Origin of the sequence: Streptomyces sp. NPDC127117 (assembly GCF_042677325.1) — a bacterium.
In the GTDB taxonomy this organism is placed as follows: domain Bacteria; phylum Actinomycetota; class Actinomycetes; order Streptomycetales; family Streptomycetaceae; genus Streptomyces.
The window spans coordinates 14,844-38,228 of the sequence record NZ_JBHXTM010000020.1 but is presented as its reverse complement, the minus strand read 5'-3'; the positions used below and the strand labels follow the sequence as shown (position 1 = coordinate 38,228).

Here is a 23,385-nt window from a genome sequence, read left to right as displayed (position 1 = left end):
CTCTTCGGTGTCGCTTGACGCAAGCACCGGCAGTAGGTTGCATACGTTCTGTGATCGCGCCCCCTGTCCTCTCCGTCGCCACACCTCCTCAACCCCCCATCCACCTTTCGAGCCGCTCCGTCCTCGCGTCCGCGTCGTTCGAACGGTTCTCAGGAGTCGCGCCGTGGACCCGGTGATCGTCGTCGGTGCCGGGCCGGTCGGCCTGGCGCTGTCGCTCGCCCTCGCGGCGCAAGGCGTTCCCTCCGTCCTGCTCGACGAGGATCCTGGCAAGGACGAGACGCGCCCCGCCCGTACCGTGGTGCTGCGCGAGGACACCGCGGCCCTGGTGGAGCGGCTGGGCTGCAAGGCGCTCCGGCACGAGGGGGTGCGGTGGTCCGGATGGCGGTCGATGCGGCGCAAACAGCTGGTGCGTGAGCTGCCGCTCGGCGAGGACTCCTCCGGGGGCGATCCGTGGCCTGCCCCCATCCATCTGCCGCAGCACGTCCTGACGCGGGGGCTTCGGGACGCGGTGGCCGCGCAGGAGCTGGTGCGGGTGGCCCCGCACAGCCGGATCGACACCCTGGAGCAGGACGCCACCGGCGTCACCGTGCACACCAGGGAACCGAACGCGACCTGGTGGCGCGGGAGTTACCTGGTGGGCTGCGACGGTGCCAGGTCCACCGTGCGCAAGCTGCTCGACATCCGGTTCCCGGGGCGTACGGCGGTTGAGCGGCATGCCGTCGCGGCGCTGCGTACCGAGCTGCCCTGGCCCGGACAGGCCGTGCTGCACCGGCTGCCGCCGTGGCGCACCGGCGGCGCCGAGGTGACGGCGCGGCCGCTGCCGGACGGCGTCTGGCGGCTGGACTGGCTGCTGCCACCGCGCGGCGAACTCGTCACCCCGGACGCACTGATCACCCGGGTCCGGGACACCCTGGCGGCCTGGTGCGGGGAGACACCGCCGTACGAGCTGCTGGACACCGGCGTGTACACGCTGCACCACCGGCTCGCACTGCGCTGGCGGGCCGACCGGGCCTTCCTGGCCGGTGACGCCGCCCATCTGCTCGGCGCGCTGGGCACCCAGGGGCTCGACGAGGGGCTGCGGGACGTCGAGAACCTGGCCTGGAAGCTGGCCCATGCCTGGCACCACGGCGCCCCCGACGTACTGCTCGACAGTTACCAGGCCGAGCGCCGGGCCGCGGTCGCCGCGCGGCTGCGCGCCGCTGACCAGTCGCTGCCGATACTGCGTGGCGGCGGAGGGCTGCGGACGCTGGTACCGGGGAGCGCACGGGAGCACGATTCGCTGCTCGCCGACGGACATCTGGGCTGCGGCCCTCTCGGTGCGCCCCCTTCGTACTCGCATTCGCCCCTTGCGCCCCCACGCGCCGAGGCGCACACCTCTGTGGGTACGCCCCCCGGTGCGCCGGTGGCCGATGTGCGGGTGACGGCGCCCGACGGCACGACCGTGCGGCTCCGGGAACGGCTGGGGCAGGGGCATCTGCTGGTGGTTCTGGTGGCGCCCGGGACCGGGGTCTGGGACCGGCGTCACTGGATGACCGCCGGTGTCATGCCCCGCCTCGTCGCCGCCGTCGACGCCCTGCCGATGAAGGGTGAGCTGCTGGTGACGGAAAGCTATCCGGGGGCGTCGGCGCACACCGTGCTGCTGGTCAGGCCGGACGGTCATCTCGTGGCGTCGTTCGGCGGGGTACAGCCCCGGGATCTCTTCGCGGCGGCGGACGCGGTACGTGGTGGGGCGGTACGAGCGGCTCTTCGTTCCGACCAGACTGCGGGCATCAATTGACCGATGCGGACGTAGATGGTGTACTCCGGAACGTGACCGACACCGATGTGCGCCTGTGGCGGAGGGTCCATATGGACCTCGTCCGCTATGCGGGCTGCGTGTGTCGGCCGTCCTGCTGAATCGCCTTCCCCTGCCCCGCCGTGCGCTCCGCCGTACGTGCGGGCATCCGCGCGAACCCTCAGGACGGTCTCCGTGTCTGCCCCTTCATCGCCTTCTGTACGCATGTCTTCCGCCGCTGATGCCGCTTCCGGCCCGACGGCCGCGGAACTCCTTGATTTCGTCCGCCGTGTCGCCGCCGACGCCGAGATCGTCGCCTCGCTCCCCCTCGATCCCGAGGGCCGTACCTGGGTCCAGCTCGAAGGGCCCGGCGGCAGCGAGGCGTGGCTGATCGGCTGGCCGCCGGGCACCGGTACGGGCTGGCACGACCACGCCGACTCGGTCGGTGCCTTCACCACCGCGGCCGGCACGCTCAAGGAGCTGTCGCTCGCCGCCCGGCTGCCCACCGACGGCTGGAGGACCCTCGAACTCACCGAGGGCATCGACCGTTCCCGCGAGTTGGCCACCGGCCAGGGCAGGGCGTTCGGCCGCCACCACGTCCATGAGGTGCTGAACGAGTCCGAGACCGGGCATGCCGTCTCCGTCCACGCGTACTACCCACCGCTGCCACGGATCCGGCGCTACAGCCGCAACGGTGCGCTGCTCCGCCTTGAGCAGGTCGAACGGCCGGAGGACTGGCAGTGAGCGACAGCCACCGGGGCGACGCGGAGTCGGCCGGGGCCGGGGCCGGCGTTGGGGCCGAGGCCGAGGCTGGGGCCGGTGAGGCCGAGGCTGGGGCCGGGGTTGGTACCGGGCTCGGGGTTGGTGCAGGTGCCGGGGTCGGGATCGATGAGCTGCTGGAGCGGGTTCGGGCAGGCTTCGTCCGGGTCGGCCCGCAGGAGGCCGCCGCCGCTGCGGACGGGGCGCTCCTCGTGGACATCCGCTATGCGGAGCTACGGGAACGGGACGGGCTGATTCCGGGCGCTCTGATCGTCGAGCGCAACGAACTGGAGTGGCGGCTCGACCCACGAGGAAGCCATCGTGCCCCACAGGCGGTGAGCCACGATCTCCGGATCGTGGTGATCTGCAACGAGGGTTACGCATCGAGCCTCGCCGTCGCATCCCTGCGACAGCTGGGCCTGCACCGGGCAACCGACCTGATCGGCGGCTTCCAGGCGTGGCGCGCCGCAGGGCTCCCGGTCGAGTTGTGACGGGCGGAGCCCGGGCCTCGGAGTGACGGGCAGGCTGGGGCCTCTCGTTTGGATCCTGCCGGGCTCGCGTGCCCCGCTCCCCGACCCGGCCTGATCCGAACGGAAGACCTGGGGGGCGGGGTACAGGGCCGGGTCCGGTTTCGGAGTGACGGCCGAGCCCGGGGCCCGGTGTGCCCGGTTGCCGGGGTCCTGTTGAGGGCCCCGGCCCCGGGTTGCAAAGCCTGGGCCTGAGTGCGAATCGACCGGGCCGCGCGGTGGACCTCAGTGCCGGCGATGCGACGGTGCAGCGGTGCCCGCCATCGTCTCGTACAGCGGCGTGGGTGAGAGTCGGACCACGAACTCCACGGCGGCCAGGGCGCCCGCCCCGTGCACACCCGTGCGCAGGCTCTTCACCCCGCAATATGTCTTCGTCTCCCCCGCAACGCCTCTCCGCCTCACCCACCCCACACGCCACTCCACGCACAGACACCTGGCACCTGGCACCTGGCACCTGCCAGGTGCCACCTGCGCGCTGGAGCCTGCCGTGTCTCAGCTCATCCGGGGACACCCCGTCACGCCGCCCACAGTTCCCCCGAATCCGCCCCGACACACCCGAACGCCACGCTCCGGTGGAGCAATCCCCGTACTCGACGGACATTCGGCTCAACGCCAAGGACCGACGTGACGGAGACCTCGCACCCATGCCGACCCCCACCCTCACCCCCGATCAACTGGACGTTCAGGCCGCTCACCTCCATGACACCGAGGCGTGGCAGCAGATCATCACCGGCTGGGAGACCACGGCCCCCGCCCCCGTAAGGCCTTCCTTTCCCGGCCCCGTGCAGCCTTCCTCCCCCGCCGTCACGGAGCAGCTGCCGCCCGACCGTCAGCCGGCCGACTGGCGCGAGCTGTTGTCCGTGCCGGTCGATCAGCTCATCGCCGACTCCGTCCGTGCCCTGCCTGCGACCGCGCCGCGCGAACGGCCGCTTCCCGGACGGCTGGGCGCGGTCCTCCCCGATCGGCTCCACTCCTGGCGGCGCATCGGCCAGCCCGAGGTACGGCCCTCCACGCACCTCGTCTACGCGAGGCAGATCCTGACCGAATGGGGCTGGCAGAACACCCCGTACCGGCTCCGCAACGCACGCGGCGCACGGTGCATCTGTGGTGCCCTCCTCACGGCGCACCGCCTGGGCTACGGCTCCCTCGACACCGTGGACCGGGCCGGCGCCTGGCTCGTCGCCGAACTCCGCTCCCGGGGCTGGACCGGGCTGATCGGGCCCTGGAACCGCTGCCCCGGCCGCACCGCCGCAGATGCGCTCGCCCTCATCGACGCCACCATCACCCGCGCCGCCCTTGCCGGGCAGTGATCACTCCGCATCCCCCGCAGGGGGCCTGACCACGGACGACTGCCCCCCAAGCACTCCCCAAGCGCTCTTTCGGCACTCCCCGAACCCTCCCCCCGTGCGAGTCCGTACGCGCCCGGTCAGAAGGGCTCGTCCAGACCCTCCGTGTCCTCCCCCTCTTCCTCCAACGCCTGCCGCACGACCCGTAGGGCCATGCCCTCCCCGTACCCCTTGCGTGCGAGCATGCCCGCAAGGCGGCGCAGCCGCTTGTCCCGGTCCAGGCCACGGGTCGAGCGCAGTTTCCGCGCGACCAGCTCGCGGGCGGTCACCTCCTCCCGCTCCGAGTCGAGCTGCCCGACGGCCTCGTCGATCACGGCGGAGTCCACCCCCTTGGTGCGCAGCTCACGGACGAGAGCACGGCGGGCCAGTCCGCGTCCGTGGTGCCGGGACTCCACCCAGGCGTCCGCGAACGCCGCATCGTCGATCAGCCCGACATCCTCGAAGCGCGAGAGCACTTCTTCGGCCGCCTCGTCCGGGATCTCCCGCTTGCGCAGGGCGTCCGCAAGCTGCTTGCGCGTGCGCGGGGTTCCCGTGAGCAGCCGCAGGCAGATGTTGCGCGCCTGCTCGACCGGGTCTCGCGACTCCCCTTTCTCGGCCCTCGACGAGGAAGGGGAGCCGCTGCTCCTGGTGCGGGAGCGGGCACGACGGCCCGCCCCCTCGCCGAATCCGGCGCCCGAGCCCGTGTCGTGGCCGGGAGCGGCCTCCGGCTCGTACGCACCCTCGGACTCGGCCATGTACCCGGCGGCGCTTCCATGGCCGGGTCCGGCGTGCTGGTCAGTGGCGCTGACCGGCCACTCCGTACGACGCGTCACGGTCTAGCTCTTGGCCGCCGCGGTCTTGGCCGGCTTGGACTTGCCGGCCGGAGCGGGCACCGACTTCGCGCTGTCGGCCGGAGCCGCGGCACCGCCTGCCGCGTCCGCACCGGACTCGGCGGCGCTGTCGTCGGGCCTGACTCCGACGCCCAGCTTCTCAAGGATCTTCTTCTCGATCTCGTTGGCGAGATCGGGGTTGTCCTTGAGGAAGTTACGGGCGTTCTCCTTGCCCTGGCCGAGCTGGTCGCCCTCGTAGGTGTACCAGGCGCCCGCCTTGCGGACGAAGCCGTGCTCCACGCCCATGTCGATCAGACCGCCCTCGCGGCTGATGCCCTGGCCGTAGAGGATGTCGAACTCGGCCTGCTTGAACGGCGGCGCGACCTTGTTCTTGACGACCTTGACGCGGGTGCGGTTACCGACGGCGTCGGTGCCGTCCTTCAGCGTCTCGATCCGGCGGATGTCGAGACGCACCGAGGCGTAGAACTTGAGCGCCCGGCCACCGGTCGTGGTCTCCGGCGAGCCGAACATCACACCGATCTTCTCGCGGAGCTGGTTGATGAAGATCGCGGTGGTCTTGGACTGGTTGAGCGCGCTGGTGATCTTCCGGAGCGCCTGGCTCATCAGACGGGCCTGGAGACCCACGTGCGAGTCACCCATCTCGCCCTCGATTTCCGCGCGCGGCACGAGCGCCGCGACGGAGTCGATGACGATCAGGTCGAGGGCGCCGGAGCGGACCAGCATGTCCACGATCTCCAGGGCCTGCTCGCCGTTGTCCGGCTGGGACAGGATGAGGCTGTCGATGTCGACGCCGAGCTTCTTCGCGTACTCGGGGTCGAGGGCGTGCTCCGCGTCGATGAAGGCGACCGAGCCGCCGAGCTTCTGCGCGTTCGCCACCGCGTGCAGCGTCAGCGTCGTCTTACCGGAGGATTCCGGTCCGTACACCTCCACCACACGGCCGCGCGGCAGGCCGCCGACGCCGAGGGCCACGTCGAGGGCGGTCGACCCGGTGGGGATCACTTCGATGGGCTCGTTCGGCCGCTCACCGAGGCGCATCACCGCGCCCTTGCCGAATTGCCGTTCAATCTGTGCGAGTGCGGCGTCCAGCGCCTTCTCGCGGTCGGTTCCTGCCATGGGTTCCACCCGATTTGCTTGAGTCGATCGCTTCACGTCAAAGACGCTAACCCCTGCCACTGACAATGGGCCTCGACGTCCTCCCGGCCTGTGGATAACTCCACGGTCGGGCCCGGGAAAACCCGGCCGGAATCCCATGAGAATGGATGTTCGATTTTGGTGTCAAGCGCACCACGCCGGGCCGACCTGCACCCAGGGTAGCGCCCTAGCATTCCGCTTCCGGAGAGTCAAGATCGAGCGATCGGCACCATGCTAAATTCCAGCCGCATGGTGAGAAAACGGACAGGGGCAGTGGCCCTGGTCGCCGGGGCTACGCGGGGTGCGGGCCGCGGCATCGCCGTTCAGCTGGGTGCGATCGGGGCGACCGTCTACGTCACGGGGCGGACGAGCGGGTCGGAGCGCTCGGAGATGGACCGCCCGGAGACCGTGGAGGAGACCGCGGCTCTCGTCGATGAGGCGGGCGGGCGCGGGATCCCGGTCCGGGTCGACCACCTGGTGCCCGAGGAGGTCGAAGCGCTCGTGGCCCGCATCCGGAGGGAGCGGGGCTGTCTGCACATCCTCGTGAACGACATCTGGGGCGCGCGGATCGAGTGGAACAAGTCCGTCTGGGAGTCCTCCCTGGACACCGGGCTGCACACACTGCGTCTGGCGGTGGACACCCACGCGATCACCAGCCATTACGCGCTTCCGCTCCTGATCGGGACGCCGGGAGGGCTGGTCGTCGAGGTGACCGACGGAACCGATGAGTACAACGCCGGCCATTACCGGGTGTCCTTCTTCTACGACCTGGCCAAGGCGTCGGTGAACCGGATGGCGTTCGCGCTGGCGCACGAGCTGGAGCCCCACGGTGCGACCGCCGTTTCCCTCACACCCGGCTGGCTGCGGTCCGAGGCCATGCTGGAGGCCCACGGCGTCACCGAGGCGAACTGGCGCGACGCGATCGCGCACTCGCCCCACTTCGCCATCTCCGAGAGTCCGGCGTTCGTCGGCCGGGCGGTGGCCGCGCTCGCGCAGGACCCCCGGGTGTCGCGCTGGAACGGCAGGTCCCTGTCGAGCGGGCAGCTGGCGGAGGTCTACGGCTTCACCGATCTCGACGGCAGCCGGCCCGATGCCTGGAGGTACATCACCGAAGTGCAGGACCCGGGCCGGCCCGCCGACGTGACGGGCTATCGCTGAGAGCCGGGAGAGGGCCTGAGCGCGACGGGATCAGGCGCGCGCCGGCCCCTCCGGCTCCCCGGCGGTACGCTGCCCGGCCGCGCCCCCGTCGTCCTCGGGGGCGCGCCAGGAACGGCGCAGCCGTGTGAGCACCGGCTCGCCGCGTCGGCGGCCCCGGCCGTGCATCCGCGGGTCGTCCGTCACGTCGTACCGCTTCACATACGCGCCGAGGAACGCCTGGAGCGTGGCGACGGCCGGGATCGCGATCAGCGCGCCCACGGCGCCCATCAGGGCCGTGCCCGCGATGACCGATCCGAAGGCGACCGCAGGATGGATGTCGACGGTCTTGGAGGTGAGTTTGGGCTGCAGCGCGTAGTTCTCGAACTGCTGGTAGACCACGACGAAGCCGAGCACCCACACCGCGTACCAGGGGTCGACGGTGAACGCGATCAGCATCGGCAGGGCGCCTGCCAGATACGTACCGATCGTGGGGATGAACTGGGAGACCAGCCCGACCCAGACGGCGAGCGCGGGCGCGTACGGAACGCCGAGGATCACCAGCAGGATGTAGTGCGCGATCCCGGAGATGAGGGCCATCAGACCGCGCGAGTAGAGGTAACCGCCGGTCTTGTCGACCGCGATCTCCCAGGCCCGCAGGACCTCCGCCTGCCTGGCGGGCGGCAGCACGGAGCACAGCGCGCGCCGCAGCCTGGGGCCGTCGGCCGCGAAGTAGAACGAGAACAGGAAGATCGTCAGAAGACGGAACAGACCGCCCAGCACGGTGGTGGAGATGTCGAGCACTCCGGTCGCGCTGTTCTGGACGTACTTCTGCAACCAGTCGGAGTGGAGCAGGCTGTCCTGGACCTCGACCCTGGAGAGGTCGGTGTGGAAGCTCTGGTTGACCCAGTTGATCACCGAGTCCAGATACTTCGGGAACTCCTCGACCATGTCGACGATCTGGCCCGCCAGCATCGAGCCGAGCAGCACGACGAAGCCCACCCCGGCGATCAGCACCACCAGGAAGACCAGGAAGGTGGCCAGGCCCCGGCGCATGCCGCGCGACGACATCCGGCTCACCGCCGGCTCGATGGCGAGCGCCAGGAAGAACGCGATCAGCACATTGATCAGCAGCCCGATGAGCTGGTCGAACGCCCAGCTGCCCAGCCGGAAGCAGGCGTAGAGCGCCAGGGCGAGCACCATGGCGCGCGGCAGCCACGCGGGCATGCGCACCGGCCCGCTGCCGGCGGGCGCGGCGGGTGGCGCGGCCGGCGGGACGGGCGGTGTGGAGGGCGGCTGGGTCTGTGCTGTCTCGTCTGTCGGTGCCACGGTTCCAGTCTCGCCTACGGCTGCGACAAGCAACCGCCCGCCCCGGACAACAGCACAGGTCCGGCCGCTGACGAACCGGAAATCGGCGTGTGTCCGAGAGATACCGGAAGCCGGCACCGGGCCGCGGCGCGGCCGGAAGCGTCACCGATGCGACGCCTTCGGCGTCAGCGGTACGGCCATGGGCCTCGGGTCAGCGCTTGTCCGCCGGGATGCCGACCGCGGTGCAGACGCCGCGCCAGACGTCCTTGGTCTCCCAGCCAGCGGCCAGCGCCTGGTGCACCGTCTGCCCGCCGAGTTCGGCCATCACATGATCGCGTGCGAAGGAGTCGGCGTACCCGGCTCCGAAGTGGTCCGCCATCCGTTCCCAGAAAATCGTCAACCGCATGACCTCAGTATCCCGCTCCTGAGAGTGCAGCCGGGCCGCTACGTCTTGCCGAGAGCGCTTACCGCCCTACGGTCGGTCCATGGCTGGAACCGGAACAAGTCCCCTCAACCGTGCCGAGCAGTTCATTTGGCTCACGGCCCGTGTCCTGGAACAACGGCGGTTCGCTCATCACTTCCTGGAAGGAAGTGCGGACGCCGTGGAAACCGCACTCGCCGCCTATCTGAACGAGGACGGCGGCTACGGGCACGCGCTCGAACCCGATCTGCGCGGCCCCGTCAGTCAGCCACTGCACACCGCGCATGCGCTCAATGTGCTGGACTCCATCGGGCGCTGCGACGGGCTGCGGGTGGAGCGCATCTGCCGCTTCCTCACCGAGGTGTCGACCAAGGAGGGCGCGCTGCCCGCTCTGCTGCCGACGCAGCGCGGCTATCCCGCCGCGCCGTTCATCCCGATCGTCGACGATCCCCCCGCTGAACTGTTGGCCACCGGACCCGTAGTCGGGCTCCTGCACCGCAACTCGGTGTGGCACGCCTGGCTGTTCCGGGCCACGGACTTCTGCTGGGCCGCGGTGGACGCGCTGGACCGGTCGCATCCGTACGAGATCGAGGCGGCGCTCGCCTTCCTGGACGGCGCTCCGGACCGGTCGCGGGCGGAGGCGGCGGCCGACCGGCTCGGGCGGCTGGTGCGGGATCAGCGTCTCGCCGTACTCGATCCGGAGCGGCGGGCCGAGTACCCGGTCGCGGCCGGATACGCGCCGGGGGAGCAGCACTTTCCGTACGACTACGCGCGTACGCCCGATTCGCTCGCCCGCCGCTGGTTCACCGACGAGGAGCTCTCCCGCTCGCTCGACCATCTCGCGGCCGAGCAGCAGCCGGACGGCGGCTGGCCGGTCAACTGGCGGCAGTGGGCCCCGGGGACGGCCCTGGAGGGGCGGCCCATCGTGACGCTCAAGGCGCTGCTGACGCTGCGCGCCCATGGCCGCAACCTCTACTGAACCCCGGTCACCGGCCGGTTCCGGGAGTGCGTGCGCCGGTCGTCCACGGGGCGTGTGTAAGGGTTCCCGTCCCATGGACCGGGCCCCTTACACATCCACACACATCCACGCGGGGGTCTAACCGAGAGCGCGTACCCCTGCGGTGACCACCACGGCGGCGCCCACGACCACGAGGAAGGGTGCGCGCAGCACCAGCGCGAGCGCCGCTGCGGCCAGGCCGGCTCCCCTGGCGTCCAGCGCCAGGTGCTGCCCGTCGCCGAACGTCTGCTGTGCGGTGAGGGCGGCCAGCAGCGCCACGGGCAGGAGTGCGGCCAGACGCTGGGCGAGCGGGCGCTCCAGCACGCCTGCGGGCACCAGCAGTCCGAGGAGCTTGGCGAGATAGCAGCCGACGGCGGTCAGCGCGATGGCGATCCAGACGTTCATCGGTCCTCCTCCACGCTCTTCCGCGTGCTCTCCGTGCGCCACTTCTTGGTGGCCGTTTCCCGGCCCGCGCCCTTCCCGCGTCCGCTCAGGAACAGAACGGCGGGTGCGGCGAGCGCCGACAGCAGGACAGGGACGCCTGCGGGGAGCACGGGCAGCAGGCCGAGCGCGAGCAGGACCGCGAGCGCGGCGGTGACGCGTTCCGTGGTGCTCTTCAGCATCGGTGCGAGCAGGGCGAGGAAGACCGCGGGCGATGCCGCGTCCAGCCCCCAGGCGTCGGTGTCGCCGAGCGCCTCGGCGCCCAGGGCTCCCAGCAGCGTGGTCAGGTTCCACAGCACATACAGGGTCAGTCCGGTGACGGCGAAGCCGATCCGTGCCGCCCGCCGGGTGGGCTGCGGCAGGGTCACGGCGGTCGTCTCGTCGATGACCCACTGGGCGGCGAAGGGGCGCAGCGCCCGGGGAAGCGCCAGCAGCTGCGACAGCCGCAGGCCGTAGAACGAGTTGCGTACGCCGAGGAAGAACGCCCCGGCGGCGGCGGTGTACGGGTTGCCGCCCGCGGCGAGGGCACCGACGAGGGCGAACTGCGAGGCGCCGGTGAACACGGCGAGGCTGAGCGCGCAGGTCTGCAGCAGGCTCAGTCCGGAACCGGCCGAGGTCACGCCGAAGGCGAAGCCGGAGAGCCCGACGGCTATCCCGACGCCGAGCGCATCGCGTACGACGGCCGCGTCCGGCTTCGCACCGGTCGGCTGCGCGCCGTCCGGCCTCGCACCGGCCGCGCCCGGCTGCCGGCCGGGGCCGGTCGCGTTGCCGTGGGGCGCGTCGGCCGATTCGCCGACGCCCTCTGGGAGTGTTGTCTGTTCTGCCACGCCCGGAACGCTACGTGGGCAGATCAGGACCGGTCTTGTACGTTCTTGCACGTTCGCGCTGGTACGCGCCCGGTGGCACCCCCACGATCCGGGTGAAGTGACGGTTGAGATGCGGCTGATCGGTGAAGCCGACCTCGGCGGCCGCCTCCGCGGGCGCCCTCCCGGCGTCGAGCATCCGCCGCGCCGCCCGCACCCGGGCGTCGGTGAGCCAGGCGTGCGGCGGCATCCCGTACTGCTTCTTGAAGGCTCTCAGCAGCGCGAACGGACTGGTGTCCAGCTCCGCCGCCAGTGCCTCCAGGGTGGGTGGCGCCGCCATCCTGCCCTCCAGCACCGCGCGGGCCCGTGCCGCGTCGCGGGCGCCCGCCGAGCGGGGCGCGCGGACGGGCAGCGCGCTGCCGCACCGGTTGAGCAGCCGCGTGACCATGACCCGCAGCACCGTGTCGGCGGCGAGTGCGTTGCCCTCCTCGGCCGCCCGGTGGACCTCGCCGATCAGCCGGGCCGCGTACGGGTCCACGACGCTGGTCTCGGTGAATCCGACCGTGCCGCGCAGGCTCGTCGTGTCGGCCGCGATGTCGTTGATCACCTGCGAGGACGGATAGAGCGTGGCGTACACCCAGCCCTCCGGCACACCCGCGCGGGCCGTGTGCGGCACCTCCGGGTTGATCATGACGACGGTGCCGGGGCCGGCGTGGACGGTGCCGCCCGGCAGCCCGACGTCCTCGACCCCGCGGGTGATGGTGCCGAAGACATAGCCCTCGTGGCTGTGGCGCGGGAAGGTGTGGCGCACGTACCGGGCACGCAGGAGATCGAGGTCGGGCAGTTCCGCGTACTGCCAGTACCTCGCCCACTCCCCCGATCCCGACTCCGGTATCGCCGCCATGCGTGAATTCTCGCAGCTCCGGGGCAGGGCCGCCGAGGACGGCGGGGCGGCCGTCGCAGGCGGGCGGGGTGCGTGGCGCCGGGCCGCCGCGAGCGGCGGCGCGCACGGCGTCGGGGCCGTTGTCAGTGGTGGGGTGCACGATGGGGGACATGGCTGGCTCCGCACTCGATTCGTTCTCACCCGCGACCCGCGGCTGGTTCGCGGGCGCCTTCAGCGCACCCACCGCGGCGCAGGAGGGCGCCTGGCGCGCGATCGGAGAGGGTTCGGACGTGCTGGTCGTCGCGCCGACCGGCTCCGGCAAGACCCTTGCCGCGTTCCTCGCCGCGCTGGACACCCTGGCGTCCGTCCCGCCGCCCGCCGAGGCGAAGAAGCGCTGCCGAGTGCTGTACGTGTCGCCGCTCAAGGCGCTCGCGGTCGACGTGGAGCGCAACCTCCGCTCGCCACTGACCGGCATCCGTCAGGAGTCGGCGCGCCTCGGTCTGCCCGAGCCCGAGGTCCGGGTGGGGATCCGTTCCGGCGACACCCCGCCCGCCGAGCGCCGCTCGATGGCGACCCGGCCGCCGGACATCCTGATCACCACCCCCGAATCACTGTTCCTGATGCTGACCTCGTCCGCCCGGGAGGCACTGTCCGGAGTCGAGACGGTGATCCTCGACGAGGTGCACGCCGTGGCGGGCACGAAGCGGGGCGCCCATCTCGCCGTGTCGCTGGAGCGTCTCGACGAGCTGCTGCCGCGCCCGGCCCGGCGGATCGGCCTGTCGGCGACGGTCCGTCCGGTCGACGAGGTGGCCCGCTTCCTGTCGCCCAGGCGCAAGGTGGAGATCGTCCAGCCGCCGTCCACCAAGCGCTTCGACCTGTCGGTGGTCGTGCCGGTCGAGGATCTGGGCGAGCTCGGCGGCTCCCCCGCCACCGATCCCGACCAGACGGGCCAGGCGGACAAGCCGTCGATCTGGCCCCATGTCGAGGAACGGATCGTCGACCTGGTCCAGCAGCATCGCTCCACCATCGTCTTCGCCAATTCCCGTCGCCTCGCCGAGCGGCTGTGCAACCGGCTCAACGAGATCGCGTACGAGCGGCTCACCGGCGAGACGATCGCCGAGTCCCACTCCCCCGCCGAGATCATGGCCGAGTCCGGTGCTGCGAAGGGCGCCCCCGCACTGCTCGCCCGCGCCCACCACGGTTCGGTCTCCAAGGAACAGCGCGCCCAGGTCGAGGAGGACCTCAAGGCGGGCAGGCTGCCGGCCGTCGTCGCCACCTCCAGTCTGGAGCTGGGCATCGACATGGGCGCCGTCGACCTGGTCATCCAGGTGGAGTCGCCGCCTTCGGTCGCCTCCGGTCTGCAACGCGTCGGCCGCGCCGGGCACCAGGTCGGGGCGGTCTCCACCGGAGTGGTCTTCCCGAAGTACCGGGGCGATCTGGTGCAGGCGGCCGTGGTCACCGAGCGGATGCGCGAGGGCTCCATCGAGGCGCTCCGAGTTCCTTCCAACCCGCTGGACGTGCTGGCCCAGCAGCTGGTCGCCATGGTCGCCCTGGACAGCTGGCAGGTGGATGACCTGCTGGCGACCGTCCGTCGCGCCGCCCCCTTCGCCGCGCTGCCCGAGTCCGCGTTCACCGCCGTGCTGGACATGCTCGCCGGCCGCTACCCCTCCGACGCCTTCGCCGAGCTGCGCCCCCGCGTGGTCTGGGACCGGGTGGCCGGCACGGTCACCGGCCGCCCCGGCGCACAGCGGCTCGCCGTCACCTCCGGGGGAACGATTCCCGACCGGGGGCTCTTCGGGGTCTTCCTCGCGGGCGCCGACCCCAAGAAGGGCGGCGGCCGGGTCGGTGAGCTGGACGAGGAGATGGTGTACGAGTCCCGGGTCGGCGATGTCTTCACGCTGGGCACCACGTCCTGGCGGATCGAGGACATCACCCGTGACCGGGTCCTGGTGTCGCCGGCCCCCGGCGTTCCCGGCCGGCTGCCGTTCTGGAAGGGCGACCAGCTGGGCCGCCCGCTGGAGCTGGGGCGTGCGCTGGGGGCGTTCCTCCGCGAGATCGGCGGCCTGTCGCAGGAGGACGCCCGCGGCCGGCTGCTCGCCGCCGGCCTGGACCCCTGGGCCGCCGACAACACCCTGTCGTACATCGATGAACAGCGCCGCGCCTGCGGCCATGTGCCGGACGACCGGACCATCCTCGTCGAGCGGTTCCGTGACGAGCTGGGTGACTGGCGGGTCGTGGTCCATTCCCCGTTCGGCGCGCAGGTGCACGCGCCGTGGGCGCTGGCACTGAGCGCCCGTCTCTCCGAGCGGTACGGCATGGATGCCCAGGTGATGCACGCCGACGACGGCATCGTGCTCCGGCTGCCGGACGCCGACCTGATGGGCCTGGACCTCCTGGACTTCGACCCCGCGCAGGATCCGGCACAGGACCCTGCCCACGGCCCGGCCAAGGATCCGGCGCCGCAGCCGGGCCTCTCGTACGACAGCGAACAACCGCCCGTCGGCGCGGCGGACGTGACGTTCGAGCAGGGCGAGATCGGACAGATCGTCACCGACCAGGTCGGCGGTTCGGCGCTGTTCGCCTCCCGGTTCCGCGAGTGCGCGGCCCGCGCCCTGCTGCTGCCGCGCCGCAGCCCCGGCAAACGCACCCCGCTGTGGCAGCAGCGCCAGCGCGCCGCGCAACTCCTCCAGGTGGCCTCCGAGTTCGGCTCCTTCCCGATCGTCCTGGAAGCGGTCCGCGAATGCCTCCAGGACGTCTTCGACGTACCCGGACTCACGGAGCTCATGGGTGATCTCGAAGCGCGCCGGGTCCGGCTGGTCGAGGTGACCACCCCGGAGCCCTCGCCCTTCGCGCGCTCGCTCCTGTTCGGCTATGTCGCCCAGTTCCTGTACGAGGGCGACTCCCCCCTGGCCGAACGGCGGGCTGCCGCCCTCTCCCTCGACTCCCACCTCCTGGCGGAGCTCCTCGGCCAGGCGGAGCTGCGCGAGCTGCTCGACGCGGATGTCCTGACCGAGCTGGAGCAGGAGCTCCAGTGGCTGACCGAGGACCGCCGGATCAAGGACGTCGAAGGCGTCGCCGATCTCCTGCGGGTCCTCGGTCCGCTCACCGACGAGGAGTTGGCGGAGCGCGGCGCCCACCCGTCATGGGCTCCGGAGCTGTCCGCGGCCCGCCGGGCCATCCGGGTCCGGATCGGTGGAGCCGTTCACTGGGCCGCGATCGAGGACGCTGGCCGTCTGCGGGACGCGCTGGGCACCGCACTCCCGGTCGGCGTTCCCGAGGCGTTCACCGAACCGGTGAAGGACCCCCTCGGCGATCTCCTCGGCCGGTACGCCCGTACGCACGGCCCGTTCACCTCCACCGGGGCCGCCACCCGCTTCGGCCTCGGCACCGCCGTCACGGACGGGGCGTTGCAGCGGCTCGCCGCGTCCGGCCGGATCGTCCAGGGCGAATTCCATCCCGCAGGCATCGGCCAGGAGTGGTGCGACGCCACCGTGTTGCGCAGGTTGCGCCGCCGTTCGCTCGCCGCGCTCCGCCACGAGCTGGAACCGGTCCCGCCCGCAGCCCTCGCCGGCTTCCTGCCGCAGTGGCAGCACCTGGGCAGCAACAGTCTGCGCGGAATCGACGGACTGGCCCGCGCCATCGAGCAGTTGCAGGGTGCGCCCGTCCCCGCGTCGGCGCTGGAGAAGCTGATCCTGCCGGGCCGGGTCACGGGCTACACCCCCGCGATGCTCGACGAGCTGACCACCACCGGCGAGGTCGTCTGGGCCGGCGCGGGTGCCCTCCCCGGCAAGGACGGCTGGCTGTCCCTCTACCTCGCCGACAGCGCGCCCCTGCTCCTCCCACCGCCGCACCCGCTGGAGCTCAGCGCGTTGCACGAGTCCGTCCTGACCGCCCTGAGCGGCGGATACGGACTGTTCTTCCGGCAGATCGCCGATCAGGTCCGCGCCACCACCCATCCGGACTGCACCGATCCGCAACTCGCCGACGCCATATGGGAGCTGGCCTGGTCGGGCCGGCTCACCAATGACACGCTCGCCCCGCTGCGCTCGCTGCTGGGCTCCGGCCGTACGGCGGGGTCGACCGCGCACCGCGCCAGACGCAGTGTTCCGCGTGGGCGTTACGGCTCGCTCACCTCCGCCGCCCGGCCCGCGTCCCGCACCGGCCCGCCCACCGTCTCGGGCCGCTGGTCCCTGCTGCCCGCCGTCGAACCCGACCCCACGCACCGTGCTCACGCACTGGCCCGCACCCTTCTCGACCGCCATGGGGTGGTGACCCGTGGCGCCGTCCAGGCCGAGGGTGTCGAAGGCGGCTTCTCCGCGACGTACCGCGTCCTGTCCGCCTTCGAGGACAACGGGCAGGCCCGGCGGGGGTATGTCGTCGAGGGCCTGGGGGCGGCGCAGTTCGCGATGGACGGCGCGGTGGACCGGCTGCGCGCCACATCCACCGCCCGCGACCGTACGGAGCCGGGCACCGCGCCGCACGCCTTGGTCCTCGCCGCGGCGGACCCGGCCAACGCGTACGGCGCGGCCCTGCCCTGGCCCGAGCCGCCGGACGGCGCCGGGCACAAGCCCGGCCGCAAGGCGGGTGCCCTGGTGGTGCTGGTCGACGGTGAGCTGGCGATGTACATGGAGCGCGGCGGCAAGACGCTCCTGGCCTGGCCCGCCGACCCGGACGACCCGGCCCTCCTCGCGGCGGCCGGGGCGCTGGCGGCGGCCGCCCGGGCGGGCGCGCTCGGCACGGTCACGGTGGAGCGCACCAACGGCGCAGCGTCCCTGACCTCCCCGCTCGGCCGCACGCTGGAGGCGGCCGGCTTCCTCGCGACCCCGAGGGGGCTCCGCCTGCGCGCCTGATCCCCCGTCGTGCTGCTCCCCACCCCGCATCATGGAGGTATGCCCGAAGGAGACACCGTCCTGCAGACCGCCGGACGTCTGCGCACCGCACTCGCCGGTCAGGTCCTCACCCGCTCCGACCTGCGCGTCCCCCGCTTCGCCACCGCCGACCTGACCGGCCGGACGGTCCTGGACGTCGTCTCGCGCGGCAAGCATCTCCTCACCCGCGTCGAGGGCGGCCTCACCCTTCACAGCCATCTCCGGATGGACGGCGTCTGGCGCGTCTACGCCGCGGGCGAGCGCTGGCGCGGCGGTCCCGCCCACCAGATCCGCGCGATCCTCGCCAACGCGGAGCACACCGCCGTCGGCTACCGGCTGCCCGTCCTGGAGCTGCTCCGCACCCGCGACGAGGACAGGGCGGTCGGCCACCTCGGCCCCGATCTGCTGGGCCCCGACTGGGATCCCGGCACCGCTCTGCGCAATCTGCTCACCGACCCCGGCCGACCGCTCGGCGAAGCCCTGCTGGACCAGCGCAATCTGGCCGGGATCGGAAACATCTACAAGGCCGAGCTCTGCTTCCTCGCCCGCGCCACCCCCTGGCTCGCCATCGGCGACCTCCCCGCCACCACCGCCGCCCGCCTGGTCACCACGGCCAAGCAGCTCCTCGAAGCCAACCGCGACCGCCCGATGCGCACAACCACAACCACGCGCACCCCGCGCGGCCCCGGTCCGAAGGAACGGCTCTGGGTCTACGGCAGGGCCGACCGCCCCTGTCTGCGCTGCGGCACCCCGATCCGTACCGCGGACCAGGACTCCCGCCCCACCTACTGGTGCCCGCGCTGCCAGTCGGGCCCCACCGGCTGAGGCCCACCCAGTAGTTGACGACCCGTCAGGTCCAGTCGTACCGTCCGGTCATGCCCCTCACCGCGTACGACCTCACGGGCCGCTCCGCGTTCATCACCGGCGCCGCAGGCGGCATCGGCCGGGCCTGCGCCGTCCTGCTCGCCGCCGCGGGCGCCACGGTGCACTGCGCGGACCTCGACGAGAAGGGCCTGCTGGAAACCCGGGACCTGATCACCGAAGCGGGTGGCACATCCCACATCCAGGTCCTCGATGTCACCGACCGCAGTCGGGTCGGCGCCGCGGTGGCCGCCGCGGGCAACCTCGACATCCTGGCGGCCGTCGCCGGAATCATGCATACGAGCACCGTCCTGGAGACCTCGGACGAAGATCTCGACCGCGTCCTCGCGGTCAATTTCAAGGGCGTGCTGTACGCCTGCCAGGAGGCGGCCCGCGGCATGATCGCGCGCGGCGCCCCCGGTTCACTGATCACCATGGCCTCGGGAGCGGTCGACTCCGCCGGCCCGGGGCTTCTCTGCTACAGCGCGGCCAAGGCGGCGGTCGTCCAGTTGACGAAGACACTGGCCACGGAGCTGGGGCCGCACGGGATCCGCGTCAACTCCGTCGCCCCGGGCTGGATCCGTACACCCATGACCGCCCGCCACGACTCCGACAGGCAGCACCGGGTGGAGGCGACGATGGCCCGGATCTCCCCGCTGGGGCGGGTGGGCGAGCCCGAGGACGTCGCCCACACCGTGCTCCATCTCGCTTCCGACGCGTCGGCCTTCATGACCGGCCAGATCCTCCGCCCGAACGGCGGCGTAGCCATGCCCTGGTGACCCTCTCGACACGTCGGACCCGCTCCGCGCACTGCTCCCCGGCAGCGAACCAACGGCCCGTCCACCGGGCCCCGAGGACCGACCACCAAGCGCCGTCCGCCCCCGTACCCCTCCGGCCCGCACCCACCGTTCCGGCGGTCGCGGCCGCATGTACGGGCAGCAGACTCAGCCCCCATCCACCCGCCGCCACCGCACCCTCGACAAGCCCCGCATGGGCCGGTTCCAGCACGAGCCGCAGCACGGCCCACCACCACACCCCGCCGAGAACGAGCGCCGGCACCCATCGCCGTACCATGGCTGCCTCCTCCGGCCGAATCTAGTGCGGCGCACTCACCCGGCGGGAGAGCGCATCGGCGCACCACCAGCGCGCTTCGCGCAGCCGCAGACCGTTGCACGCTCTTTCCCGGAACTCCGGGACGTGCCGCGCCGGATCGAGACCCACCACGGCCGGACGCCCTCCGGCACAGCACCGGAGCGCGCGCCCCTGCCGGGCTGCGCCCTCGCCGGACTGCGACCACATCGCCCGGCAACCGAACCGCGTAACGACAACACCGCACCGCGGTCACATCGCTCCGCGATCGCAGCGCCCGGCGTTCCGCTCTCCGCAGTCTCGCCCGGCAGTGCCCGGACCGCATCCAGAACGGGGGCCGGCCCGGCACCACCGAGCCCCCACCGTTTCGACGAGTGGGGGCCCGGTGGACGTGGTCAGCGCTCGTCGCGGCGCAGGGAGTCCTTCATGCCCTCCGCGCGCTCCTCGGCGTCGCCCATGGCGTCCTTGGCCCGGCCCTTGGCCTGGTCCATCTTGCCTTCGGCCTCCTTGCGACGGTCGCCGGTCATCTTCCCCATGGCTTCCTTCGCCTTGCCCTTGATCTTGTCCTTGGCGCCTTCGTCAACCATTGCGACTCCTTCGGGAAGGGGGATGTCTCTCTGCCGTTCGGCATCACCCACGATGACACAAGTGAAACAAATCGGTCATTTGGGAACCGTCTGATCCCGTCTGCCCCCGAACTCCCATCCCCGGGCCCGGGCCCCGGGCCCGCACCGAGCACGCAGAAGCCCCCGGCCGCCCCTCAAGGGGACGACCGGGGCTCCGCCACACACACCGCTTCACACCGGACCACGCGGGTCAGGCGGCGACGACATCCACCGCTTCCGCGGGCGCCTTGATGGTCACCCGTCCCGTCGGCACACCCGCCACCGACGTCACGGAGACGGAATTGAGCATTGGCCGCACCGGCACAGGCACCGGATCGCTGGCTGCTGCCGACTCGGCCAGTTCGGCCAGCGACAGCTCATCGCTCACTTCACGCATGAGCTCGGACATCCGTACGTCAAGCGCGTCGCAAATGGCGGAGAGCAGTTCGGAGGATGCCTCCTTCTGCCCCCGCTCCACCTCGGAGAGATAGCCGAGCGAGACTCGGGCGGACGAGGAGACTTCGCGCAGAGTACGGCCTTGGCGCTGGCGCTGCCGACGCAGCACGTCACCAAGCAGGCGACGGAGCAGAATCATCGGTGGCTCCCTCCTCGGACCGCGTAGCCGCATCCTTCACGCCCCACCGTACCGCCTCGCGCCGCGGCCGTGCGGGGAGCGATGTCGTGTTCACTCAGGGCTGCAAACATCAATTCCCCCCGTTCTGTTCCGTATCCTGTGCCCTTGCATTCTTGCCGAGTTCGGCGGAGAGCAACTCGAGCACGCTCCGTACGCTCTCTTTACGGATGTCCGCCCGTCCGCCGTTCAACCTCAGCTCGGTCATATTCTCCACGCCGTCCGGCCCGGACACCGCGATATAAACCGTCCCCACGGACTTGCCGTCCTGCGGTTCGGGGCCCGCGACCCCGGTGGTGGCCATGCCCCAGTCCGCTCCGAGCACGCGGCGCACACCGGCCGCCATCTGCCGCGCCACCTCCGGGTCGACCGCCCCGCACTCCGCGAGCAGTACGCCGTCCACCCCCAGGACATCCCGCTTCAGGGGCGTCGCGTACGCCGTCACCGAGCCCCGGAAGGACTGCGAGGCACCCGGCACCGACGTCAGCTCCGCCGCGACCAGACCGCCGGTCAGCGACTCCGCGACGGCAAGGGTCTCACCTCGCTCCACGAGCAGCTCCAGCACCCTGGCCGCGGCAGTCACCGCTCGGCCTCCGCCGAATCACGGCTTTCCGAGGCCCCCTGGGCCGATGCCGCCGATTCCGCCGATGCCGCGGCGGCCCGCTCGGCCGCGAGTCCCCTGCGGCGCAGCACGACGGCCTGGCGGACATAGTCGAGCCCGGTGACGACCGTCAGCACGACGGCCAACGCCATCACCCAGAAGCGCAGGGTGGCGAGTGGACCGGTGAGCACCAGAACGTACATCCCGACGGCCGTCCCCTGCGCCAGGGTCTTCATCTTCCCGCCGCGACTGGCCGGAATCACCGCGTGCCGTATCACCCAGAAGCGCATCAGTGTGATGCCCAGCTCGCGGAAGAGGATCACGCCCGTGACCCACCAGGGCAGATCACCGAGATACGAGAGACAGACCAGCGCCGCGCCCATGATCGCCTTGTCCGCGATCGGATCGGCGATCTTCCCGAAGTCCGTGACCAGGTTGTACGTACGCGCCAGATGACCGTCGAACAGGTCCGTGATCATGGCGATGGCGAAGGCCGCCCAGGCGAACGACCGCCAGGCCGGGTCGTACCCGCCGTTGTGCAGCAGCAGCAGCACGAAGCCGGGCACCAGCACCAGCCGCAGCATGGTGAGCAGATTGGCGATGTTCCACAGGCTGGCCTGATTGACGGCCGCAGTGCCCAGCTTGCCGCCGCGGACCGGCTTCGCGCCGGAGCCGCCTGCCGCGGATGCCGGGGCTCCCGTCATCTGGCCGCCTCCACGAGTTCGGAACACTCGGCCACCAGATCCACTCCTTCGGTGCCCACGACCTTTGCCTCGACCATAAGGCCGGGTACGAGGCCGTCGCGTGTGGTGAAGAGCACCTGGCCGTCCGTTTCGGGTGCCTGGTGCGCCGCGCGGCCCACCGCACCGTCCTCGTCGTCCACGGACTCGACCAGCACCTGGAGCGACTCGCCCAGGCGCTCCTCGGCACGCTGCGAGGTGAGCTCCTCGGCCAGCTGCGAGATGTGTGCGAGCCGCTCGGCGATGACATCGGCGTCCAGCTTGTTCTCGTAGCCGACCGCCTCGGTGCCCTCCTCGTCGGAGTAGCCGAAGACGCCGATGGCGTCGAGCCGGGCGCCCGTGAGGAAGCGTTCCAGCTCCGCCAGGTCGGCCTCGGTCTCACCGGGGAAGCCCACGATGAAGTTGGAGCGGGCACCGGCCTGCGGCGCCTTGTTCCGAATGGTGTCCAGCAGCTCCAGGAACCGGTCGGTGTCACCGAAGCGGCGCATCGCCCGCAGCACACCGGGTGCCGAGTGCTGGAAGGACAGGTCGAAGTACGGCGCGACCTTCGGCGTCGAGGTCAGCACATCGATGAGGCCGGGCCGCATCTCGGCCGGCTGGAGGTAGCTGACCCGGATCCGCTCGATGCCCTCGACGTCGGCGAGCTCCGGCAGCAGCGTCTCCAGCAGCCGGATGTCGCCGAGGTCCTTGCCGTACGAGGTGTTGTTCTCGGAGACCAGCATGACCTCCTTGACGCCCTGCTCGGCCAGCCAGCGGGTCTCCTGCAGCACGTCCGAGGGGCGCCGCGAGATGAAGGAGCCGCGGAAGGACGGAATGGCGCAGAAGGAGCAGCGGCGGTCGCAGCCGGAGGCGAGCTTCACCGAGGCGACGGGGCTGGTGCCCAGCCGGCGGCGCAGGGGCGCCCGCGGCCCGGAGACCGGCGCGACGCCGTCGGGGAGGTCCTCCGGGGCGGGGGCCGGTGCGGCCTCCTGTGCGTGCCCGGGAAGCGCCACCGCCGCGTCCTGCCGTTCGGCCGGGCTGATCGGCAGCAGCTTGCGGCGGTCGCGCGGGGTGTGCGAGGCGTGGATGCCGCCGTTGAGGATGGTCTGGAGGCGGTCGGAGATGTCGGCGTAGTCGTCGAAGCCGAGGACGCCGTCCGCCTCGGGCAGGGCCTCGGCGAGGTCCTTGCCGTAGCGCTCGGCCATGCAGCCGACGGCGACCACGGCCTGGGTGCGGCCGTGGTCCTTCAGATCATTGGCTTCGAGCAGGGCGTCGACGGAGTCCTTCTTGGCGGCCTCGACGAATCCACAGGTGTTGACGACGGCTACATCCGCGTCGGAGGCGTCCTGGACGAGCTCCCAGCCGTCCGCTGCCAAGCGGCCTGCGAGCTCCTCCGAGTCCACCTCGTTACGGGCGCAGCCAAGAGTGACAAGGGCGACGGTACGGCGTTCGGGCATGGGCTCAAGACTACTTTGTCCCGGCACTCGCCCTGCCGCGCAGGGTTCCACCGTTACACCGAGTGACAAAAAGCGGCGAGGGGGCCCCCGGGGGGGCCGGGGGGGCGCCCAGTAGGGGGGCCGCCCCCGCGGGACCTAGGGAAGGGGGTGGGGGGCCGCCCCCGGGGCGGGGGGGGGGGGGGGGCGGGAGAGCGGGCGGG

At 71.7% G+C, this 23,385-nt stretch carries 22 protein-coding genes; 10 read left to right on the top strand and 12 right to left on the bottom strand.

Annotation, left to right across the window (positions count from 1 at the left end):
• Positions 1-163: 163 nt before the first annotated feature.
• The 5 genes from ACFVH0_RS19215 (at position 164) to ACFVH0_RS19195 (ending at position 4,370) form a co-directional block, all read left to right on the top strand.
• The gene (locus tag ACFVH0_RS19215; protein WP_385821616.1) at positions 164-1,777 is read left to right on the top strand and encodes an FAD-dependent monooxygenase; all 1,614 of its coding nucleotides are present in this window, start codon (positions 164-166) and stop codon (positions 1,775-1,777) included.
• A 71-nt stretch (positions 1,778-1,848) separates the two neighbouring features.
• Positions 1,849-1,896: a hypothetical protein gene (locus ACFVH0_RS19210; protein ID WP_309506048.1), complete on the top strand. Its 48-nt coding sequence runs from the start codon at positions 1,849-1,851 to the stop codon at positions 1,894-1,896.
• A gap of 103 nt (positions 1,897-1,999) precedes the next feature.
• Positions 2,000-2,518, top strand: coding sequence for a cysteine dioxygenase (locus ACFVH0_RS19205; RefSeq protein WP_385821614.1), 519 nt, complete (start codon positions 2,000-2,002; stop codon positions 2,516-2,518).
• Between the two features lie 140 nt (positions 2,519-2,658).
• Positions 2,659-3,024: a rhodanese-like domain-containing protein gene (locus ACFVH0_RS19200; protein ID WP_385821779.1), complete on the top strand. Its 366-nt coding sequence runs from the start codon at positions 2,659-2,661 to the stop codon at positions 3,022-3,024.
• Positions 3,025-3,704: 680 nt separating this feature from the next.
• Positions 3,705-4,370: a hypothetical protein gene (locus ACFVH0_RS19195; protein WP_385821612.1), complete on the top strand. Its 666-nt coding sequence runs from the start codon at positions 3,705-3,707 to the stop codon at positions 4,368-4,370.
• 116 nt (positions 4,371-4,486) lie between these two features.
• Here ACFVH0_RS19195 and recX read toward each other — a convergent pair whose 3' ends face one another.
• Both recX and recA read right to left on the bottom strand, forming a co-directional pair.
• A complete protein-coding gene (recX, locus tag ACFVH0_RS19190; RefSeq protein ID WP_385821610.1) occupies positions 4,487-5,218 on the bottom strand; it encodes a recombination regulator RecX in 732 nt (243 codons plus the stop codon).
• Positions 5,219-5,221: 3 nt separating this feature from the next.
• On the bottom strand, positions 5,222-6,349 hold the full coding sequence (gene recA, locus ACFVH0_RS19185; RefSeq protein WP_385821608.1) for a recombinase RecA: 1,128 nt from the start codon (positions 6,347-6,349) through the stop codon (positions 5,222-5,224).
• 291 nt (positions 6,350-6,640) lie between these two features.
• On the opposite strand from recA, the gene ACFVH0_RS19180 reads away from it, so the two are divergent.
• Positions 6,641-7,525 (top strand): SDR family oxidoreductase, encoded by an 885-nt coding sequence (locus tag ACFVH0_RS19180; RefSeq protein WP_385821777.1) that lies wholly within the window; start codon positions 6,641-6,643, stop codon positions 7,523-7,525.
• Positions 7,526-7,555: 30 nt separating this feature from the next.
• On the opposite strand, the gene ACFVH0_RS19175 is transcribed toward ACFVH0_RS19180, so the two are convergent.
• Together ACFVH0_RS19175 and ACFVH0_RS19170 are read right to left on the bottom strand one after the other, a co-directional pair.
• Positions 7,556-8,728, bottom strand: coding sequence for an AI-2E family transporter (locus ACFVH0_RS19175; protein WP_385821775.1), 1,173 nt, complete (start codon positions 8,726-8,728; stop codon positions 7,556-7,558).
• A gap of 292 nt (positions 8,729-9,020) precedes the next feature.
• Positions 9,021-9,215 carry a DUF3046 domain-containing protein gene (locus ACFVH0_RS19170; RefSeq protein ID WP_114247022.1) on the bottom strand — a complete coding sequence of 65 codons (195 nt, stop codon included), beginning with the start codon at positions 9,213-9,215 and terminating at the stop codon, positions 9,021-9,023.
• Positions 9,216-9,294: 79 nt separating this feature from the next.
• Between ACFVH0_RS19170 and ACFVH0_RS19165 the strand changes: the two genes are divergently transcribed.
• Entirely contained in the window at positions 9,295-10,209 is a 915-nt protein-coding gene (locus ACFVH0_RS19165; protein WP_385821606.1) for a hypothetical protein, read from the top strand.
• A gap of 117 nt (positions 10,210-10,326) precedes the next feature.
• Here the strand turns inward: ACFVH0_RS19165 and ACFVH0_RS19160 are convergent, their stop codons facing one another.
• The 3 genes from ACFVH0_RS19160 to ACFVH0_RS19150 are packed head-to-tail and all read right to left on the bottom strand — an operon-like array spanning position 10,327 to position 12,375.
• Positions 10,327-10,632 (bottom strand): AzlD domain-containing protein, encoded by a 306-nt coding sequence (locus ACFVH0_RS19160; protein WP_385821604.1) that lies wholly within the window; start codon positions 10,630-10,632, stop codon positions 10,327-10,329.
• A complete protein-coding gene (locus ACFVH0_RS19155; protein ID WP_385821602.1) occupies positions 10,629-11,495 on the bottom strand; it encodes an AzlC family ABC transporter permease in 867 nt (288 codons plus the stop codon). The genes ACFVH0_RS19160 and ACFVH0_RS19155 overlap by 4 nt, the downstream gene beginning before the upstream one ends.
• Before the next feature lie 10 nt (positions 11,496-11,505).
• Entirely contained in the window at positions 11,506-12,375 is an 870-nt protein-coding gene (locus tag ACFVH0_RS19150) for an AraC family transcriptional regulator (RefSeq protein ID WP_385821600.1), read from the bottom strand.
• A gap of 149 nt (positions 12,376-12,524) precedes the next feature.
• Between ACFVH0_RS19150 and ACFVH0_RS19145 the strand changes: the two genes are divergently transcribed.
• Genes ACFVH0_RS19145 through ACFVH0_RS19135 form a run of 3 tightly spaced genes read left to right on the top strand, consistent with a single transcriptional unit; the run spans position 12,525 to position 18,862 of the window.
• Positions 12,525-17,204 (top strand): DEAD/DEAH box helicase, encoded by a 4,680-nt coding sequence (locus ACFVH0_RS19145; protein WP_385821598.1) that lies wholly within the window; start codon positions 12,525-12,527, stop codon positions 17,202-17,204.
• 39 nt (positions 17,205-17,243) lie between these two features.
• Positions 17,244-18,047, top strand: coding sequence for a DNA-formamidopyrimidine glycosylase family protein (locus tag ACFVH0_RS19140; RefSeq protein WP_385821596.1), 804 nt, complete (start codon positions 17,244-17,246; stop codon positions 18,045-18,047).
• Positions 18,048-18,097: 50 nt separating this feature from the next.
• A complete protein-coding gene (locus tag ACFVH0_RS19135; RefSeq protein WP_385821594.1) occupies positions 18,098-18,862 on the top strand; it encodes an SDR family NAD(P)-dependent oxidoreductase in 765 nt (254 codons plus the stop codon).
• Positions 18,863-19,567: 705 nt separating this feature from the next.
• On the opposite strand, the gene ACFVH0_RS19130 is transcribed toward ACFVH0_RS19135, so the two are convergent.
• The 5 genes from ACFVH0_RS19130 to rimO all read right to left on the bottom strand — a co-directional run bounded on the left by ACFVH0_RS19130 (position 19,568) and on the right by rimO (position 23,185).
• Entirely contained in the window at positions 19,568-19,759 is a 192-nt protein-coding gene (locus tag ACFVH0_RS19130) for a CsbD family protein (RefSeq protein ID WP_385821592.1), read from the bottom strand.
• A 229-nt stretch (positions 19,760-19,988) separates the two neighbouring features.
• Entirely contained in the window at positions 19,989-20,372 is a 384-nt protein-coding gene (locus ACFVH0_RS19125) for a helix-turn-helix domain-containing protein (protein ID WP_018105285.1), read from the bottom strand.
• Positions 20,373-20,481: 109 nt separating this feature from the next.
• Positions 20,482-20,991, bottom strand: a complete 510-nt coding sequence (locus tag ACFVH0_RS19120) for a CinA family protein (protein ID WP_385821590.1) — start codon at positions 20,989-20,991, stop codon at positions 20,482-20,484.
• Positions 20,988-21,713: a CDP-diacylglycerol--glycerol-3-phosphate 3-phosphatidyltransferase gene (gene pgsA / locus ACFVH0_RS19115; protein ID WP_385821588.1), complete on the bottom strand. Its 726-nt coding sequence runs from the start codon at positions 21,711-21,713 to the stop codon at positions 20,988-20,990. Before pgsA ends, ACFVH0_RS19120 begins: the two co-directional genes overlap by 4 nt.
• Complete coding sequence (rimO, locus tag ACFVH0_RS19110) at positions 21,710-23,185, bottom strand: 30S ribosomal protein S12 methylthiotransferase RimO (RefSeq protein ID WP_124720912.1); 1,476 nt, start codon at positions 23,183-23,185, stop codon at positions 21,710-21,712. The genes pgsA and rimO overlap by 4 nt, the downstream gene beginning before the upstream one ends.
• Between the last annotated feature and the right edge of the window lie 200 nt (positions 23,186-23,385).